Below are 15,768 nucleotides of genomic sequence, written 5' to 3' on the forward strand. Positions count from 1 at the left end.
ACCCGGCCGGCCTGCTCCAGGTGTGACCCGCCCTTGATCAGGATGCCGCGACGAGCGCCGTTGCCGATCGCGGCGCTGATCGCCGTCGGCGTGGCAAGGCCCACCGCGCACGGGCAGGCGATCAACAGCATGGTCATCGCGCGCCGGACATCGCCGGTGAGAACCAAGGTGATCGCCGAGACGATGAACGAGATCGGCACGAAGCGGCGGGAGAAGTTCTCGCCGACGGTTTGGATGGGCGCCCGGTCGTGTTGGGCCTCCTCGACGCGGGAGATGATGCGCCCGATCGTGGTCTGATTGCCCACCGCCTGGGCGCGGACCACCAGGCGTCCGCGCAACACCACCGAGCCGGCGTGCACCGCCGACCCGGCGACGATGCTGACCGGCAGGGTCTCACCGGTGATCGCGGACTGGTCGACCACGGCCTCACCGTCGACGACGTCACCGTCGACCGGTATCGCCACATGATCGTGGATCACCACGTCGTCGCCGATCTCTACGGTGTCGATCGGCACCTGGACTTCGTTCCCGTCAACGAGGCGGATCCACGCGGTGTCGGCGGTACCGCGCAGCAGATCCGAGATGGCTCGCCGGGTCCGGCGCAGCGTCAGATCCTGCAGATATTCACCGATATTGAGCAGCCACAGCACGGTGAGCGCGACGACGTTCTCGCGCAGCACCAGGCTGGCCACGGTCGCCGCGGTCACCAGTGCGTCGGTGCCGGCGCGCCCGGACCGTAGCGAGCGCAACGCGCCCCGCAGGAACGGGTAGCCCATGAACACCGTGGCGCCGGTCGCGACCAGTTGGCCGGAGGGGCCCAGCAGCGGTGGACGGTTGAAGGCGTAGCGGCGGATGCCGAGCAGGGCCAGTGCCGCGCCGCCGATCACCATCCGCAGCACCTCGGTGTTGCGGATGTCCGAGGAACGGGGAGTACGGGCCGGAATCAGCTCGGCGGCAACGCTTTCAGCTGATGCGATGGCCGCCAGCACTTCGTCGCGATCGCAGCGCTTGGGTGCGTACCAGACGACGACCGAGCCGGTGTGGGGATAAGCGTGCACGGCCCGCACGCCGTGCTGCTGGTCCACCGCTTCTTCCACCGCGACCGCGCGCCGCGAGTTCGCGCGCACCCATGGCACCTTGACCCGCAGCCGCCCTGCGGCGTCGGACACGACCAACAAGTCGGTCATGCCGAGGAATCAGTGCTCGTGGTCGTGATCGTGATCGCCGATGGCCGGAGGCTGTGCCTCCTCGCCAATGCGGTCACGGGCTTCGGCCACCACATCGGCCAGCTTCAGCCGCGCCGACTCCGCTGCTTCCTCGGCGCGACGCGTGCCGCGCAGGCCCCACTCGGTCGCGGTCACCGCGGCGTCGTGCAGGGGAGCCTTGGCCAGGGCCTTGCGGAGGACCTCGTAAGCGCTGACGCCGACCAGGCCGGTTACCACCGTCCCGGCCGCCTTTCCCAGTAGGCCTTGCACCACCATCGCGAATGTCCTCCCGTCATGGCCGTCGGTCCGAATTCAGAGCCTTCGACGACGCTAACATCCATATATTGCGATATCAACATGGATTGCACCGACCGGTCAATCCAACCTGCGAGTGACCTTCTCCGTGTCGATTCGGCGCGACAGCGCAGCCGGGTCGGGGTTGGCCACGTAAACCAGCGATCCGCCGACCGCCAGCACACTCAACAAGCCGTCGATCACGTCGTCGGCCGCCTCCCAGGAAGCGGTCGACAGCACTCGATCGTCTGCCGTCAAAGCCTTTGCCGCCGCGGCCTTCTGGCAGGCATCGAGCACCTGCTCGACGGATCGGCCGGCCAGCGCCGGGCCGGGACGCTGCTCGGCCACGATCTGGTCGCCGTGGACCCGCACCGCGGTTGCGTAGTCGGTGACGCCAATCGGCAGATCGGCTGCCGGACGCCCGAAGGCATCCAGCGACAACACCGCCACCTCGGTGGCGCCGGTGCCGTCGGCCTCGTCAAGCCGCTGCGCGGTGCACAGGGCGATGTCGGCGACTATGCCGTTGCGGCCGTCCAGTACTACCTCCGCACCGATCCACCACACCCCGAGCAGCACCGCCGCGGTCTGCCAATGCGCCGGTAGCAGCACCGCAACCCGGCTGTCCGGACCGCCGCCCAACTCGTCGCGCAACAGGTTGCCGGTTTTTGCCGCCCAGTTGGCCAGCGTGACCGCTGACAGCTCGATACGTTCGCCCGTGGCGTCGTCGTAGTAGGTGATGCGCGGCCCGACCGGGTCGGCGCGCAGCATCGGATCCAGAATCGCTGCGCTTAGCGTCATCCGATCAGTAGATCAGTTGACGCACTCCGGGTGGTCAGCGCCCGCGGTCAGAATCGGCGACGGCGGGGGAGCCTCGGAGTCCGGGTGCGAGGCGGCGGCCAGCTTGGGGCTGCCGTCGCCGAGGCCCGAACCGGGCCCGGTGTAGTCGTTGCCCAAGACCACGCGAACCGTGCCCTGCGGCACCGATGAGTTCGCGATGACGGGCAGCCCGCCCAGTTCCTTGGCGATGGCTTTGGCGCCCACGTCATCGGACTTGGCGGCTTGCACCTGGCTGCCGGACACGTGCGCGGTATCGTTGTTGCCGACCTTGCCGGTGCTGAATCCCTTGGCGGTCAACACTTGTGAGACCGACGCGGCCAGGCCGTTGATGTCGGTGTCGTTGAGGACGCTGGCGCTGGTCTTGCCCGGCGCGTAGGCCAGCTCCTCAGTCTTGCCTTTGGCCTGATCCTGCAGCAGGCCGCCGACCCAGTCCTGCACCTGGTGCGGATCGACCCGCACCACGCTGTGCATGCCGTCGTCGCTCCAGCCGGACTCGTCGAGCACCGGGATGGTGGCAAAAGCGATCCGGCCCGCGGCCAGCTTCTGCAGCTGGTTCACGAAATCCATGATGTCCCAACCCGATGACAGCACCACCGAGCGCTGGATGGCCTGCTGCAGCCGGTTTATGGTGGCCGGGCTGGACAGCGTTTTGCCCGAGATCACCTGGTGGGCCAGCGAGGACATCACCACCTGCTGCCGTACCACCCGGTCCAGGTCGCCGCGCGGCAGTTCGTGACGCTGGCGGACGAAGCTCAGCGCTTGCGGACCGTTCAGCTTCTGCGGCCCGGCCGGGAAGTCGGCGCCCGAAAGTGGTTCGAAGACAGGCTCTTTGAGGCAGACATTGACCCCGCCGAGGGCGTCGGTGATCAGCGAGAAGCCCAGCAGTCCGATCTCGGCGTAATGGTCGACGGTGACGCCGGTGAGGTCGGCGACCGTCTTGATCAGCGCCTCGCGGCCGGCCTCGGTGCCTTCCCGCTCCGCCTCATCGGCCGCCATGCCCGATTCGACCAGGCTGACCCGCTTCTCTTCTTTGGTCTGGCCGTAGACGCCGTTGATCTTGGTCTTGCCCAGGCCCGGCGCGGACAGATAGGTGTCACGTGGAATCGAGATGGCGGTGGCCGACTTCCCGTTGTCGGGGATGCGCACCAGGATGATCGTGTCGGTGTTGCTCGCCACCTCGTCGCCGGCCCGCAGTGTTGCCAACTCTTGCTGGCTCAGTGGGTTGCCATGCGCATCGGAGCGGCTGTCCATGCCGACCAGCAGGATGTCCAGCGCCCCGTCGTCGCCGCCGTGACCCAACGACGGCGCGAAGACGTGGTAGATCCCGTCTTCGAAGGAGCGGACTTTGCTCCACGCCACCCCGGTGACCAGAACGACCAGCACGGCGGTAACGGTCGCAATCACACGCGCAACGCGTTGCTCAGGCATCACATCAGGCTACTTGCGTCACACCAGTATCGCTGGTAACGCCGCCCCGGCGTGCCAGACTCGTAGCTTGTGGGCGCCGGCGACGATGCAGCCCGCGCAGCGGGGTGTGGAGGAGTGGCGCAGGGTGGCACGCCGGCGACGATGCAGCCCGCGCAGCGATTGAGGAGGAGTGGCGCAGGTGGCACGCAGAATCGTGATCGCCGGGGCCGGCGGGCAGGTCGGTACCGTACTGGCGGCCGAAGCGAGCAGGCAGGGCCGCGAGGTGCTGGCGCTGACGTCGTCGCAGTGGGACATCTCCGATCCGCGATGTGCGGCCGAGATCGTGCAGGCCAACGACGTGGTGATCAATTGCGCGGCCTACACCGCCGTCGACGACGCGGAGCGCGAACAGGACAAGGCATCCGCGATCAATGCCGCGGGCCCGGGTCACATCGCCCAGGCCTGCGCCCGGGCTGGGGCGCAGCTGGTGCACATCTCCACCGACTACGTATTCGACGGCGACTTCGGTGGCGCGGCTCCGCATCCCTACGAGCCGGACGACGCGACCCGGCCGCTGAGCGTCTACGGGCAGACCAAGCTGGCCGGTGAGCAGGCCGTGCTGGCCGCACTGCCACAGGCCGTGGTGGTCCGCACCGCCTGGGTCTACACCGGCGGGAACGGCAAGGACTTCGTCGCCACCATGCGCCGGCTGGCCGCCGGCGATGGCGTCGTCGACATGGTGGACGACCAGACCGGATCGCCCACCTACGTAGCCGACCTGGTCGGCGCGCTGCTCGAGGTGGCCGACGGGCGGGTGCACGCCCCGAACGGCATAGTGCACGCCGCCAACGACGGTGCGGTCACCCGATGCGGACAGGCCCGCGCGGTGTTCGAGAGTGTCGGCGCAGATCCGGAGCGGGTACGGCCGGTGAGCAGCGAGCTCAAACCTCGTCCGGCGCGGCGTCCGCCTTATTCGGCGCTGTCCGCCCGCCAGTCCCAGGCAGCCGGCCTATCGCCGCTGCGGCCGTGGCGAGAGGCGTTGGAGGCGGCGCTGGCGGCGCCGCTGAACACCTGACCGTTACCCTCGACGCGTGAGTGACGTCCTGCCGGTGGTCACGGTGACCTATTCGCCGGGCCCGCACCTGGGCCGGTTTCTGGCATCGCTGTCGCATGCAACCGAGCGGCCGGTCAGCGTGCTGATGGCCGACAACGGCTCGACCGACGGGGCGCCGCAGGCCGCGGTCGAGCGCTACCCGGGCGTGCGACTGTTCTCCACCGGGTCCAATCTCGGCTACGGCAGCGCGATCAACCGCGCGGTGGCAGAGCTGGCGGACGCCGACGAGTGGATCATCGTGGCCAACCCGGACGTGCAGTGGGGCCCCGGCAGCATCGACGCGCTGCTGGACGCCGCGACGCGCTGGCCCCGCGCGGCGACACTGGGTCCGTTGATTCACGACCCCGACGGGTCGGTGTATCCGTCGGCGCGCGAGCTGCCCAGCCTGGTCCGCGGCGGGATGCACGCGGTTGTCGGACAGCTCTGGAAGAAAAATCCCTGGTCGGCGGCCTACCGCCAGGAGCGGCTGGAACCCAGCGAGCGACCGGTGGGCTGGCTGTCCGGCTCGTGCCTGCTGGTGCGCCGGGCCGCCTTCGAGCAGATCGGCGGCTTCGACGAGCGCTACTTCATGTACATGGAAGACGTCGACCTGGGCGATCGGCTTGGCCGCGCGGGCTGGCTCAACGTGTACGTGCCCTCGGCGGAAGTGCTCCATCACAAAGGCCACGCGACTGCGCGGGAGTCGGCCCGCAATCTGGCGGCGCATCACAAAAGCACCTACACCTACCTCGCGGACCGGCATCCTGGACCGTGGCGCGCTCCGCTGCGGCTGGCCTTCCGGGCCGGTCTGGCGGTGCGGTCGCGGTTGATGGTGCGCAGTTCCGCAGAAGGGCGGCAGTGACGTGAGCCAGCAAGTCGACGCCGTCGTCCTGGTCGGCGGCAAGGGAACCCGGCTGCGGCCGCTGACGCTGTCGGCGCCCAAGCCGATGCTGCCCACGGCCGGGCTGCCCTTCCTCACTCACTTGCTGTCGCGGATCGCCGCGGCCGGGATCGAGCATGTGATCCTCGGGACCTCCTACAAGCCAACGGTGTTCGCGGCGGAGTTCGGTGACGGTTCCAAGCTCGGCCTGCAGATCGAGTATGTGACCGAACAGGATCCGCTGGGTACCGGTGGCGGGATCGCCAACGTCGCGGGCTATCTGCGCCACGACACGGCGTTGGTGTTCAACGGCGACGTGCTCTCCGGAGCGGATCTGGGTCAACTGCTGAACTATCACCGCGACCAGCAGGCCGATCTGACCCTGCACCTGGTGCGGGTCGGCGACCCCAGGGCTTTCGGCTGCGTGCCGACCGAAAATGGCCGTGTCACAGCATTTTTGGAGAAGACCGAAGATCCGCCGACCGACCAGATCAACGCTGGCTGCTACGTGTTCTCCCGCGAGATCATCGATCGCATCCCGCGCGGCCGCGAGGTGTCGGTCGAGCGCGAGGTTTTTCCCACCCTGCTGTCCGACGGTGTCACGGTGTGCGGCTACGTCGACGCCAGCTATTGGCGCGACATGGGCACACCGGAGGATTTCGTACGCGGCTCGGCGGACCTGGTGCGCGGCATCGCTCCGTCGCCGGCGCTGGGTGGCCATCGCGGGGAGCAGTTGGTGCACGACGGCGCGGCGGTGTCGCCCGGCGCGCTGCTGATCGGCGGCACGGTCGTCGGACGTGGCGCCGAGATCGGCCCCGGCGCCCGGTTGGACGGCGCGGTCATCTTCGACGGTGTGCGGATCGAGGCGGGCAGCGTGATCGAGCGCTCGATCATCGGCTTCGGGGCACGCATCGGCCCACGGGCACTGGTCCGCGACGGCGTGATCGGCGACGGCGCCGACATCGGCGCCCGCTGTGAGCTGTTGCGCGGCGCGCGCGTCTGGCCCGGTGTGAGCATCCCCGACGGCGGGATCCGCTACTCCAGCGACGTGTGAGCGCGCTCGACCAGGTCGGAGACAGCGACCGGCGCGCAGCCGAGGTCAACACGTTTCGACTCGCCGCCCACGACTGGGGAATGACGCTGGGATGGATCCTGGCAAGCACGCTCCCTCAGCGCGTCGAGCGGTACTGCCGCGCTCACATCAGAGCTGCTGCTGGATTTTTTCGGCAGCTAAAGCAGGGGCGATACCTAGGCGAATAGCTTGTGGTGAGCGCGAACGAACTCTTCGACGCTCTGCGGCGGATGCCCTGTAAGGGCTTGCACCTGGTCGGTGGACCGATTGTAGCGGTCCTCGCCGTGCAGTCGAGCCATCGTTGTGATGTGTTCCTGCACATGATGATCGAGTCCACTGCCCTCGAGCTGATGTCGCCAGCCATCGAAGTCGACGCGCTGTCCGGTGATTTTTCGGCCCAAGGCATTGCCGTACTGTGCGGCGAGTCCATCGACGTCAAGGACTGTGGGTCCGGTCAGCTCATACACGGCGCCGATGTGTTGCGCCGGATTGCGCAATACGGCGCTGACCGCGTCGGCGACATCGACGGCGGCGATCGGTGACGTCCGGCCGGCGCCGAAAGGTAATGCGAGAACTGACTGCTCGCCTATCGAGCGGGCAGCGAGCAGCGTAAACAGCGGATTCTCCAGGAAGACAGTTGGCCGGATCTGCACGGCCGGTATCGGTGACCAATCGATGACGTGCTCGGCGAGCCAATGCAGTCGATGTTGATGAGACTCTGCAGTGCTCGTAGGGGTCATCTGCGACACGGTCATCTGCGACATGTTCACCAGCACGTCGAGATCGGTCAGTCCGGCGGCAAGTGAGCAGACAACGGTGGTGGCCTCCAAGTAGGAAGCGGAGACGCTCATGCTGAAAAAGATCCGGGTCATGCCATCAAGCGCGTTAGCAACATCGACGGGGTCGGTGAGATCTCCGACAGCAACCTGAGCGCCGCTCTCGCGCAACGCTTCTGCGCGGGCATCTTCGCGATGCACCATCGCGCGCACGGTTTGGCCAGCAGCCAGCAATTTGTCGACTACCAGGCGACCGACTCCGCCGACGCCACCACCAGCCCCAGTCACCAGGTAGGTCGATGTTGAAGTCATTCCGGTTCTCCCGTCGCTATTTCCGCTCAGCCGCCGAGAGTGCAGCCCTCTCGACCAGGTAGGCCAGCGCGTCGTCGCTGCCGGGGGGCAGGCCGTCGATCGGCCACCACCTCAGGTCCACTGACTCTTCGCTGAGGGTGATCTGCGCTCCGGGCGGCGCGTGTGCCACGAACTGCAGGTCGAGATGACGGGTCGGCACCCCCAGCGAGCAGGTGAGGGCGTGGACGTTGATCGCGGCGAGGTCGGCGGCGATCCGCAGGCCGTCGACTCCGGATTCCTCGGTGGCCTCCCGCAGCGCCGCCGCCACGATGTCGGGGTCGGAATCCTCGCAGTGCCCACCCAATTGGACCCACCGGCCCAGCCGCGGATGCAACGTCAGCAACACCTGACCGCCGGTGTCGTCGAGCACCAACGCCGATGCCGTGATGTGCCCGGGTACGCATTCCCGAAGGCAGGCGTCCTCCCGCGCATCCAGAAACGCCAGTACCGCGTTGCGCAGCGACTCCTGCGACCGATCGGGTGGCTGCCAGTCGGACAGCAGCGCAATGGCCGACGATCGAACGCTCACTTGCGCACCAACAGGTCATTGACTGCGACGGGCTCGCGAGGTTCGGCCACCGGCTGCTCGGGATAGCCGATGGCGATGGCGCCCAACGGTTCCCAGTCGGCCGGCAGGTTCAGCTCGTCACGAACCAGGTCCGCGGCGAAGATCGTCGAGCCGATCCAGCAGCTGCCCACCCCGCGCACCGCCAAGGCCACCAACAGGCCCTGTACCGCTGCGCCGACCGCGACGGTGAACATGGTGTGCTCGGCGTCGGTGCGTGCGGCGTCGGGATAACTGTGCGCGCCGTCGGGCACCAGCATCGGAATCACGACTTCGGGTGCGTCGTAGAGGATCTGGCCGCGGCCTACTCGCCGCTCGACCGCATCGGCAGGCTTGCCGTCACCTGCCAGGTCGGAGCGCCACTTGTCGCGCATCCGCTCGAGCAGCCGGGTCCGGGTCGCTGGGGTCTGCAACCAGACGAAGCGCACCGGCCGGGTGTGATGCGGGGCCGGGGCGGTGAGCGCTTCGGCGACAGCGTCTTCGATGAGTTGCGGGTCGACCGGTTCCGCGGCGAATTGGCGCACTGAGCGGCGCAGCAGCTGGGCCTGTTGACGACCCAGTGCCAGGGCCTCCTCGGTGCCCAGCCAGAACAGGTCGTCGCTGCCGGACCGCACGAGGTGGCGCGCCGTGGCGTCGGTGTCGGTCACCACGCCGGCCGGCAGCCCGCGCACCACGGCCACCGGTATCGCGGTCAGCTTGCCCTTCACCAGATCGGCCGCCGCGGCGATCTCATCGGCGATTGCGACCTCGGTGACTACCAGTTCGTTGCCGTGCCGGTCGACCGCCCCGGCGTACCCGTGCAGCACCGAAACGCCGGCCGCGCCAACGGCGGCGTCGGTCTGGCCGTTGCGCCAGGCGCGGCCCATCGTGTCGGTGACCACGACGCCGACGGTGACGCCGAGGCTCCTGGCCAGCCCGGCTCGCAGTGCCGCGGCGCTGCCGTCTGGGTCGAGGGGCAACAACGCCAATTCGTCGGTGCCGATGTTGGATCCGTCCACGCCCGAGGCGGCCTGGACCACACCCAGCCCGTTCTCGGTGATCAGCGTGCGGCCCTTGCGGGCCAGCACGCGAACTGACTCGGCATCGACAAGCTTGCGGCGCAACGCGTCTCGCTCTTCGGGATCTCCGGGTGCGGGCACCAGGCGGTCCTCGCACTTGGACAGCACCTTGCTGGTGACCACAAGCACGTCGCCGTCGCGCAGCCAGGGCGCCGCGGCGACCAGCGCGGCGCCCAGGTCGTCGCCGGGGCGGAACTCGGGAAGCCCGGTGACCGGCAGGATCTCGATCGGCGACGCGGAGCCGTGTTCAGTCACGCCGCTCCTCCTCATCGCTGCGCTCTGCATCGTCGTCGGCGGGCTCGCTCACGCGGCCACGCCCGCAAGCTCGAGACCGGCGCTCACCATCTCGGCGGTGGCCTTGGGATCGGTCATCAGCAGCGGCACCGATCGCACGGCCAGGCCGTCGATTTCAGCCCGATCGCCCTCGTGGATCAGCCAGCAGTCCAGGATCCCGGTATTTGCTCGCGCTCCGTAGTAACGTCCTACCGCCTCGGCTGTCGACGCCACCCCGATCACCTTCAGGCACTCGTCGGCCATGCCACGCAACGGCTTTCCATCGATGATCGGCGAATAGCCGACGACGGGGGCGTCGGTGGACCGCAGCGCCGCCCGGATCCCGGGGATCGCCAGGATCGCACCGACGCTCACGACCGGATTGGACGGCGCTACCAGGACGACATCGGCGTCGGCGATGGCGTCGGTGACTTCCGTTGTTGCATTCGCCTTTTCAGCGCCGACGAAGGCAAAACTGTGCGTCGGCAACTGCGCGCGGTAGCGCACCCACCACTCCTGGAAGTGGATCGCGCGCTGGCTGTGATCCGCGGGATCGGTGATGACGACGTGTGTTTCGCAACGGTCGTCGCTGGCCGGCAGTAGTCGCGCACCGGGCTGCCAGCGGTTGCACAGCGCGGCGGTCACCTCTGACAGTGGGTAGCCGGCGCGCAGCATTTGGCTACGCACCAGATGGGTGGCCAGGTCGCGGTCGCCGAGCTGGAACCAGTCGGGCTGCACTCCGTACTGCGCGAGTTCTTCCTTGGCATGCCAGGTTTCGCCGCGATGGCCCCAGCCCCGTTCCGGGTCTACACCTCCACCTAAGGTGTACATGCAGGTATCCAAGTCGGGGCAGATGCGCACGCCATGCATCCAGGCGTCGTCGCCGATGTTGACCACCGCGGTCAGCTCGTGATCGCCCACCGGCGCTGACGCGGAAGCGAATTGGCCCAGACCGAGTAGCTGCTGTACCCCGAGCAGGAAGCGGGCGCCGCCCACCCCGCCGACCAGAACCGTGACCTTCACACCGCACGACAGTACGCGCGACCTCGGTGGAGACGCCGAGGTGAGGGGGGGTGATCGAAGCTCGTGACCGGTGCTGGAATGCCTTGAGGGGCAGGTGTGACCGACACGCCAAGGCCGCCAAGGCGTCAGTGTTGCAAAAAATTGGTCACGAGATGATATGGAAATCTTCCGAATCGCTTGCAAAGCACCTCTTACCCGTGTGTAATCACACCAGTGTCATTTCGGTTGGCCGGCCGGATTCGGTGTCGCAGACCGAGATTCGATCATTTGTTCGAATCGGGATGGCCGACATCAAAACAGTGGTCACATTCAGGATCATGGAAACCAGGTGAGGAGGCGGAGCATGTCCTACGAACACCTTCGAGGCTTAATGGGTGGGACACCACCGCACACCACTCCCGGCTTGCCGCTGACAGGGGTATCCCCAAGGCCCCATTTGAGTTTGGTTCCCGACACGGTCGAAGATGAATTCGAGGCCGCCGAGGTTGAGACCGATCAGTGGCAAGACCGTGCGTTGTGTGCTCAGACGGATCCGGAAGCGTTCTTCCCCGAGAAGGGCGGCTCCACCCGCGAGGCCAAGAAGATCTGCCTTGGCTGCGAGGTGCGCAGTGAGTGCCTCGACTACGCGTTGGCCCACGACGAGCGCTTCGGCATTTGGGGCGGTCTCTCCGAGCGGGAGCGCCGCCGCCTCAAGCGCGGAATCATCTGACGCGACGCGGTCATTCGATAGCGGGTGACCGCCGCGTTGGGCCACGCCCGCCGGCGACCACCGGTCATTCGTCGTCGATCGTCGGGTCGATGACCGAGGGTTCCACGTCCAAATAGGTGGCCACCTGAGCCACCAGGATTTCATGCAGTAATTCAGCCAGCTCGACGGTGTCTTTGGCCCGTCGCTCGATTGGCTTGCGGAACAACACAACTCGTGCGCGCGTGGCGCTCCCGCGCACGTCGACGCCGGCGGCGATCAACCGTGCCAGGGCGATCGGCCCGTCGGCGACCACCTCCGGTGGCCACTGCACGCTGTCTGGATCCTTGGCCGAAATCCGCGGGATCTCGTCCACGGCAACGTCGAGTCCCGACAACCGTTCCTGCCATCGCCGCTCGATGGGCTCGTAGGCCTCGAGCACGGCCATGTCGAAGCGTTCGGCGCGGCTGCGCCACCCCGGCACCGACGGCGGCAACAGCGGACCGCGCATATCGCGGCCGCGGCGCGAGACCCTTTTGCCGACCGAGCGCCGGCCGCGCGGGGAGCTGCGCGAATCGCTCACCCGGCGATGGTAACGGTTGGGCATCCTGGCCCGAGTGAATGCGCGTGTCCGGCGCCATCCGGACGTTTTCGCACGATAACCTCCTGATCGTGAATGTTCCGCGTCGCTGTTGCCGGCCTGGGTGTCCGCATTACGCGGTCGCGACGCTGACCTTCGTCTACTCGGATTCGACGGCGGTCATCGGCCCGCTGGCCACCACGCACGAGCCGCACTCGTGGGACCTCTGCGTCAGCCATGCCGGCCGGATTACCGCGCCGCGCGGCTGGGAGCTCGTCCGGCATTCCGGTCCGCTGGCCACCAACCCTGACGAAGACGATCTGATCGCGCTCGCCGAGGCCGTGCGCGAGGGCCGCGACGTGGCCGTCGGCGGTGGAGCGGTCAACGGATTCCACGACTTGAACGGCCAGTACAGCGGTGCGACCGCCGAGGCGCCCGCAACGGGTGTCTTGACCTCGCCCGCCCCGCGCCCCGCGGGCAACGGGCGTCGGCGCGGTCACCTTCGGGTGCTGCCCGACCCCGCCGAGTAGTACGGACCAGCCGCCGCTGGGGCGTCCAACCGGTGCGGTAGCCCGGCTAAGCTGACGACGCACAGATCATTGTCCGTCGTCAGGAGCCCCTTCGATGTCTCGGCCCGCTGCGGCTGTTCACCGTGTCATCAAGGCGTACGACGTGCGCGGACTGGTCGGTGCGGAGATCGATGAATCGTTCGTCACCGACGTCGGCGCCGCGTTCGCCAGACTGATGCGCAGCGAAGGCGCGCAGCGGGTCGTCATCGGCTACGACATGCGGGACAGCTCGCCGTCGCTGGCGGCGGCCTTCGCGGCCGGTGTTACCGGCCAGGGTCTCGATGTGGTCCGGATCGGCCTGGCGTCAACCGATCAGCTCTATTTCGCCGCCGGACTCCTGGACTGCCCGGGCGCGATGTTCACCGCGAGCCACAACCCGGCCGCCTACAACGGCATCAAGCTGTGTCGGGCGGGCGCCAAGCCGGTCGGCGCGGACACCGGGTTGACGGTCATCAGTGACGACATCATCGCCGGAGTCGCATCCCACGACGGGCCCACCGGAAACATCACCGACAAAGACGTCCTGGCCGAATACGGCGACTTTCTCCGCTCGCTGGTCGACACCTCCGCGCTGCGTCCGCTGCGGGTAGCCGTCGACGCGGGCAACGGGATGGCGGGCCACACCGCGCCCGCCGTACTCGGCGCAATCGACTCGCTCACGCTGTTGCCGTTGTACTTCGAACTCGACGGCACGTTCCCCAATCATGAAGCCAATCCGCTGGATCCGGCGAACCTGGCCGACCTGCAGGCCTACGTGCGCGACAGCGGCGCTGACATCGGGCTGGCCTTCGATGGCGACGCGGACCGGTGCTTCGTCATCGACGAGCGCGGCCACCCGGTATCGCCGTCGACGGTGACCGCCCTGGTCGCGGCCCGCGAGCTGAGCCGTGAGATCGGTGCGACGGTGATTCACAACCTGATCACGTCTCGCGCTGTGCCCGAGTTGGTCGTCGAGCGAGGGGGCACGCCGGTGCGCTCGCGAGTCGGGCACTCCTACATCAAGGCGCTGATGGCCGAGACGAACGCGATTTTCGGCGGCGAGCACTCCGCGCATTATTACTTCCGCGACTTCTGGGGAGCCGACTCGGGGATGCTGGCCGCGCTGTACGTGTTGGCCGCGCTCGGCAGTCAGGAGCGCACGCTGTCCGATCTGACCGCCGACTATCAGCGCTACGAATCGTCCGGCGAGATCAACTTCACCGTTTCCGACGCACCCTCGTGCGTCGAAGCGGTGCTCAAGTCGTTCGGCACCCGGATCAACTCCATCGACCATCTCGACGGGGTGACCGTCGACCTCGGCGAGGGCAGCTGGTTCAACCTGCGCACCTCCAACACCGAACCGCTGCTGCGGCTGAATGTGGAAGGGCGTTGCGTCGAGGACGTTGACGCGGTGGTGGAGCACGTGGCCGGTGAAATTCGTCGGCAGGTCGGCCAGTCGGAGGCCGTGACGTGAACGCGACTCAGGCCGTGATCGACCTCGACGACACCGAGGGCCTGCTTTCCGCCGACCGCGACGGTCTGTTGCGTGCGGCGTCGATGGCGGGCGCGCATGTGCGTGCGGTCGCGGCAGCCCTCGACGAGGGCGCCCTGGACTCCCTCGGCGGCGACGACCGGCCCCGCACGGTGATCTGGGTTGCCGGACGAGGCGTCGCCGAGACCGCGGGCACCATGCTTGCCGCGACGTCAAGCGGCTTGGCGGACGCGCCGATCGTGATCGCCGCCGAGGCCCCTCCCTGGATCGGCCCGTTGGACGTGGTGATCGTGGCCGGTGATGACCCCGGCGATCCGGCGTTGGTCGGGGCCGCCGCGAGCGGAGTGCGCCGGGGCTCGCGGGTTGTCGTCGCCGCACCGTACGAAGGCTCGCTACGCGATATCACGGCCGGCCGGGTGGCGGTGATGGAGCCGCGATTGCCGGTCGACGGTGACTTCGGTCTGTGCCGATATCTGGCCATCGGACTGGCCGCCCTCTACAGCGTCGATCCCCGGCTGCATGTGGACCTGGCCGCGATGGCCGACGAGCTGGACGCCGAAGCGCTGCGCAACAGCGCCGGCCGCGAAATCTTCACCAATCCGGCCAAGGCGCTGGTCGAGCGAATGTCGCAGCGCCGTGTCGTGCTGGCCGGCGACTGCGCCGCGACCCTGGCGCTGGCCCGTCACGGTTCCGGTGTCCTGCTGCGCACCGCGTACGAGGTGGTAGCTGCCACCGGGCTGGCGGACGCCTTGATCGCGATGCGGGCCGGGGCGGGTTCGGGGTTTGCCAACCCGACGGAGGCGTTGTTCCACGACGAGGAGATCGACGGGCCGATCGCCGAGCGGCTGCGGGTGCTGGCGTTGACGTTGGATGCCGAGCGGACGGTCGTGGCGGCCCGGGTCACCGGGCTCGACGACGTCGATCTCGTCGGTGCCGAGGATGTGCCTGATCTGCCGGATGGCCGTCGCGCGCTGCCCGGCGCACGACGGATCGAGCAGCAGCTGGCCATATTGGCGGTCCGGTTGGAGATGGCGGCGGTTTATTTGCGGCTGGTACGGGGATAACTGGTTCTGAGGTAATGCCAAGTGCAGTTGCTACGTGGAGCGATACGGACTTACGCGTGGGGGTCACGGACCGCCATCGCGGAGTTCACTGGTCGCCCCGTGCCGGCCGCGCATCCCGAAGCCGAACTCTGGCTGGGCGCTAACCCGGGCGATCCGGCCTGGCTGGAAGAGCCGGGCGGCGAAGTCTCGTTGCTGCAGGCGGTGATCGCCGACCCCGAAGGTCAACTCGGCGCCGCGGCCCGCGCCCGGTTCGGCGATGCGCTTCCGTTCCTGCTCAAGGTGCTGGCGGCCGACGAACCACTGTCGCTGCAGGCGCACCCCAGCGCCGAACAAGCCACCGAGGGTTACCTACGCGAGGAACGCCTCGGCATCCCGGTCAACTCGTCGGTGCGCAACTACCGAGACGCCAGCCACAAACCCGAGCTGTTGGTGGCCCTGCATCAGTTTGAGGCGCTGGCAGGCTTCCGTCCCGCGGCCCAGACCATCGAGCTGTTGCGGGCCCTGGCGGTGTCCGACCTGGACCCGTTCATCGAGCTGCTCAAAGACCAGTCCGACGCTGACGGAC

At 68.0% G+C, this 15,768-nt stretch carries 17 protein-coding genes; 8 read left to right on the forward strand and 9 right to left on the reverse strand.

Going from position 1 to position 15,768, the window contains the following annotated elements:
- From WAO18_RS02310 to WAO18_RS02325, 4 genes are all read right to left on the reverse strand, one after another.
- Positions 1 to 1,187 (reverse strand): heavy metal translocating P-type ATPase (locus WAO18_RS02310; RefSeq protein ID WP_422203538.1); only part of this gene is annotated, 1,187 nt, incomplete at its 3' end.
- Between the two features lie 9 nt (positions 1,188 to 1,196).
- Positions 1,197 to 1,481: a DUF1490 family protein gene (locus WAO18_RS02315; RefSeq protein WP_422203539.1), complete on the reverse strand. Its 285-nt coding sequence runs from the start codon at positions 1,479 to 1,481 to the stop codon at positions 1,197 to 1,199.
- A gap of 99 nt (positions 1,482 to 1,580) precedes the next feature.
- On the reverse strand, positions 1,581 to 2,297 hold the full coding sequence (locus tag WAO18_RS02320; RefSeq protein WP_422203541.1) for a TIGR03089 family protein: 717 nt from the start codon (positions 2,295 to 2,297) through the stop codon (positions 1,581 to 1,583).
- Between the two features lie 12 nt (positions 2,298 to 2,309).
- Complete coding sequence (locus WAO18_RS02325; protein WP_422203543.1) at positions 2,310 to 3,764, reverse strand: LCP family protein; 1,455 nt, start codon at positions 3,762 to 3,764, stop codon at positions 2,310 to 2,312.
- Positions 3,765 to 3,942: 178 nt separating this feature from the next.
- Here WAO18_RS02325 and rfbD point away from each other — a divergent pair, with 178 nt between their 5' ends.
- From rfbD to WAO18_RS02340, 3 genes are read left to right on the forward strand one after another with little or no spacing between them, the layout of a single operon-like run.
- Positions 3,943 to 4,818 (forward strand): dTDP-4-dehydrorhamnose reductase, encoded by an 876-nt coding sequence (gene rfbD / locus WAO18_RS02330; protein ID WP_422203545.1) that lies wholly within the window; start codon positions 3,943 to 3,945, stop codon positions 4,816 to 4,818.
- A 34-nt stretch (positions 4,819 to 4,852) separates the two neighbouring features.
- A complete protein-coding gene (locus tag WAO18_RS02335) occupies positions 4,853 to 5,698 on the forward strand; it encodes a glycosyltransferase family 2 protein (RefSeq protein WP_422203564.1) in 846 nt (281 codons plus the stop codon).
- A 1-nt stretch (position 5,699) separates the two neighbouring features.
- On the forward strand, positions 5,700 to 6,770 hold the full coding sequence (locus WAO18_RS02340) for a sugar phosphate nucleotidyltransferase (RefSeq protein ID WP_422203547.1): 1,071 nt from the start codon (positions 5,700 to 5,702) through the stop codon (positions 6,768 to 6,770).
- A 194-nt stretch (positions 6,771 to 6,964) separates the two neighbouring features.
- On the opposite strand, the gene WAO18_RS02345 is transcribed toward WAO18_RS02340, so the two are convergent.
- From WAO18_RS02345 to cofD, 4 genes are read right to left on the reverse strand one after another with little or no spacing between them, the layout of a single operon-like run.
- Positions 6,965 to 7,876, reverse strand: coding sequence for an NAD(P)H-binding protein (locus WAO18_RS02345; RefSeq protein ID WP_422203549.1), 912 nt, complete (start codon positions 7,874 to 7,876; stop codon positions 6,965 to 6,967).
- A 16-nt stretch (positions 7,877 to 7,892) separates the two neighbouring features.
- Entirely contained in the window at positions 7,893 to 8,444 is a 552-nt protein-coding gene (locus tag WAO18_RS02350) for an NUDIX hydrolase (RefSeq protein ID WP_422203551.1), read from the reverse strand.
- Positions 8,441 to 9,808, reverse strand: a complete 1,368-nt coding sequence (locus WAO18_RS02355) for a coenzyme F420-0:L-glutamate ligase (RefSeq protein WP_422203553.1) — start codon at positions 9,806 to 9,808, stop codon at positions 8,441 to 8,443. Before WAO18_RS02355 ends, WAO18_RS02350 begins: the two co-directional genes overlap by 4 nt.
- Positions 9,809 to 9,841: 33 nt before the next feature.
- The gene (cofD, locus tag WAO18_RS02360) at positions 9,842 to 10,834 is read right to left on the reverse strand and encodes a 2-phospho-L-lactate transferase (protein WP_422203554.1); all 993 of its coding nucleotides are present in this window, start codon (positions 10,832 to 10,834) and stop codon (positions 9,842 to 9,844) included.
- Between the two features lie 370 nt (positions 10,835 to 11,204).
- On the opposite strand from cofD, the gene WAO18_RS02365 reads away from it, so the two are divergent.
- On the forward strand, positions 11,205 to 11,543 hold the full coding sequence (locus WAO18_RS02365) for a WhiB family transcriptional regulator (protein ID WP_422203566.1): 339 nt from the start codon (positions 11,205 to 11,207) through the stop codon (positions 11,541 to 11,543).
- Between the two features lie 64 nt (positions 11,544 to 11,607).
- Here the strand turns inward: WAO18_RS02365 and WAO18_RS02370 are convergent, their stop codons facing one another.
- The gene (locus WAO18_RS02370; RefSeq protein ID WP_422203568.1) at positions 11,608 to 12,030 is read right to left on the reverse strand and encodes a metallopeptidase family protein; all 423 of its coding nucleotides are present in this window, start codon (positions 12,028 to 12,030) and stop codon (positions 11,608 to 11,610) included.
- A gap of 161 nt (positions 12,031 to 12,191) precedes the next feature.
- Here WAO18_RS02370 and WAO18_RS02375 point away from each other — a divergent pair, with 161 nt between their 5' ends.
- From WAO18_RS02375 to WAO18_RS02390, 4 genes are all read left to right on the forward strand, one after another.
- Positions 12,192 to 12,629: a DUF3499 domain-containing protein gene (locus WAO18_RS02375; protein WP_422203556.1), complete on the forward strand. Its 438-nt coding sequence runs from the start codon at positions 12,192 to 12,194 to the stop codon at positions 12,627 to 12,629.
- 94 nt (positions 12,630 to 12,723) lie between these two features.
- Entirely contained in the window at positions 12,724 to 14,121 is a 1,398-nt protein-coding gene (locus WAO18_RS02380) for a phosphomannomutase/phosphoglucomutase (RefSeq protein WP_422203558.1), read from the forward strand.
- Positions 14,118 to 15,203, forward strand: a complete 1,086-nt coding sequence (locus WAO18_RS02385; RefSeq protein WP_422203560.1) for a TobH protein — start codon at positions 14,118 to 14,120, stop codon at positions 15,201 to 15,203. Before WAO18_RS02380 ends, WAO18_RS02385 begins: the two co-directional genes overlap by 4 nt.
- A gap of 21 nt (positions 15,204 to 15,224) precedes the next feature.
- On the forward strand, positions 15,225 to 15,768 hold a 544-nt coding region (locus tag WAO18_RS02390; RefSeq protein ID WP_422203562.1), incomplete at its 3' end, for a type I phosphomannose isomerase catalytic subunit.

Source organism: Mycobacterium sp. (genome assembly GCF_049278535.1).
Classification (GTDB): Bacteria; Actinomycetota; Actinomycetes; order Mycobacteriales; family Mycobacteriaceae; genus Mycobacterium.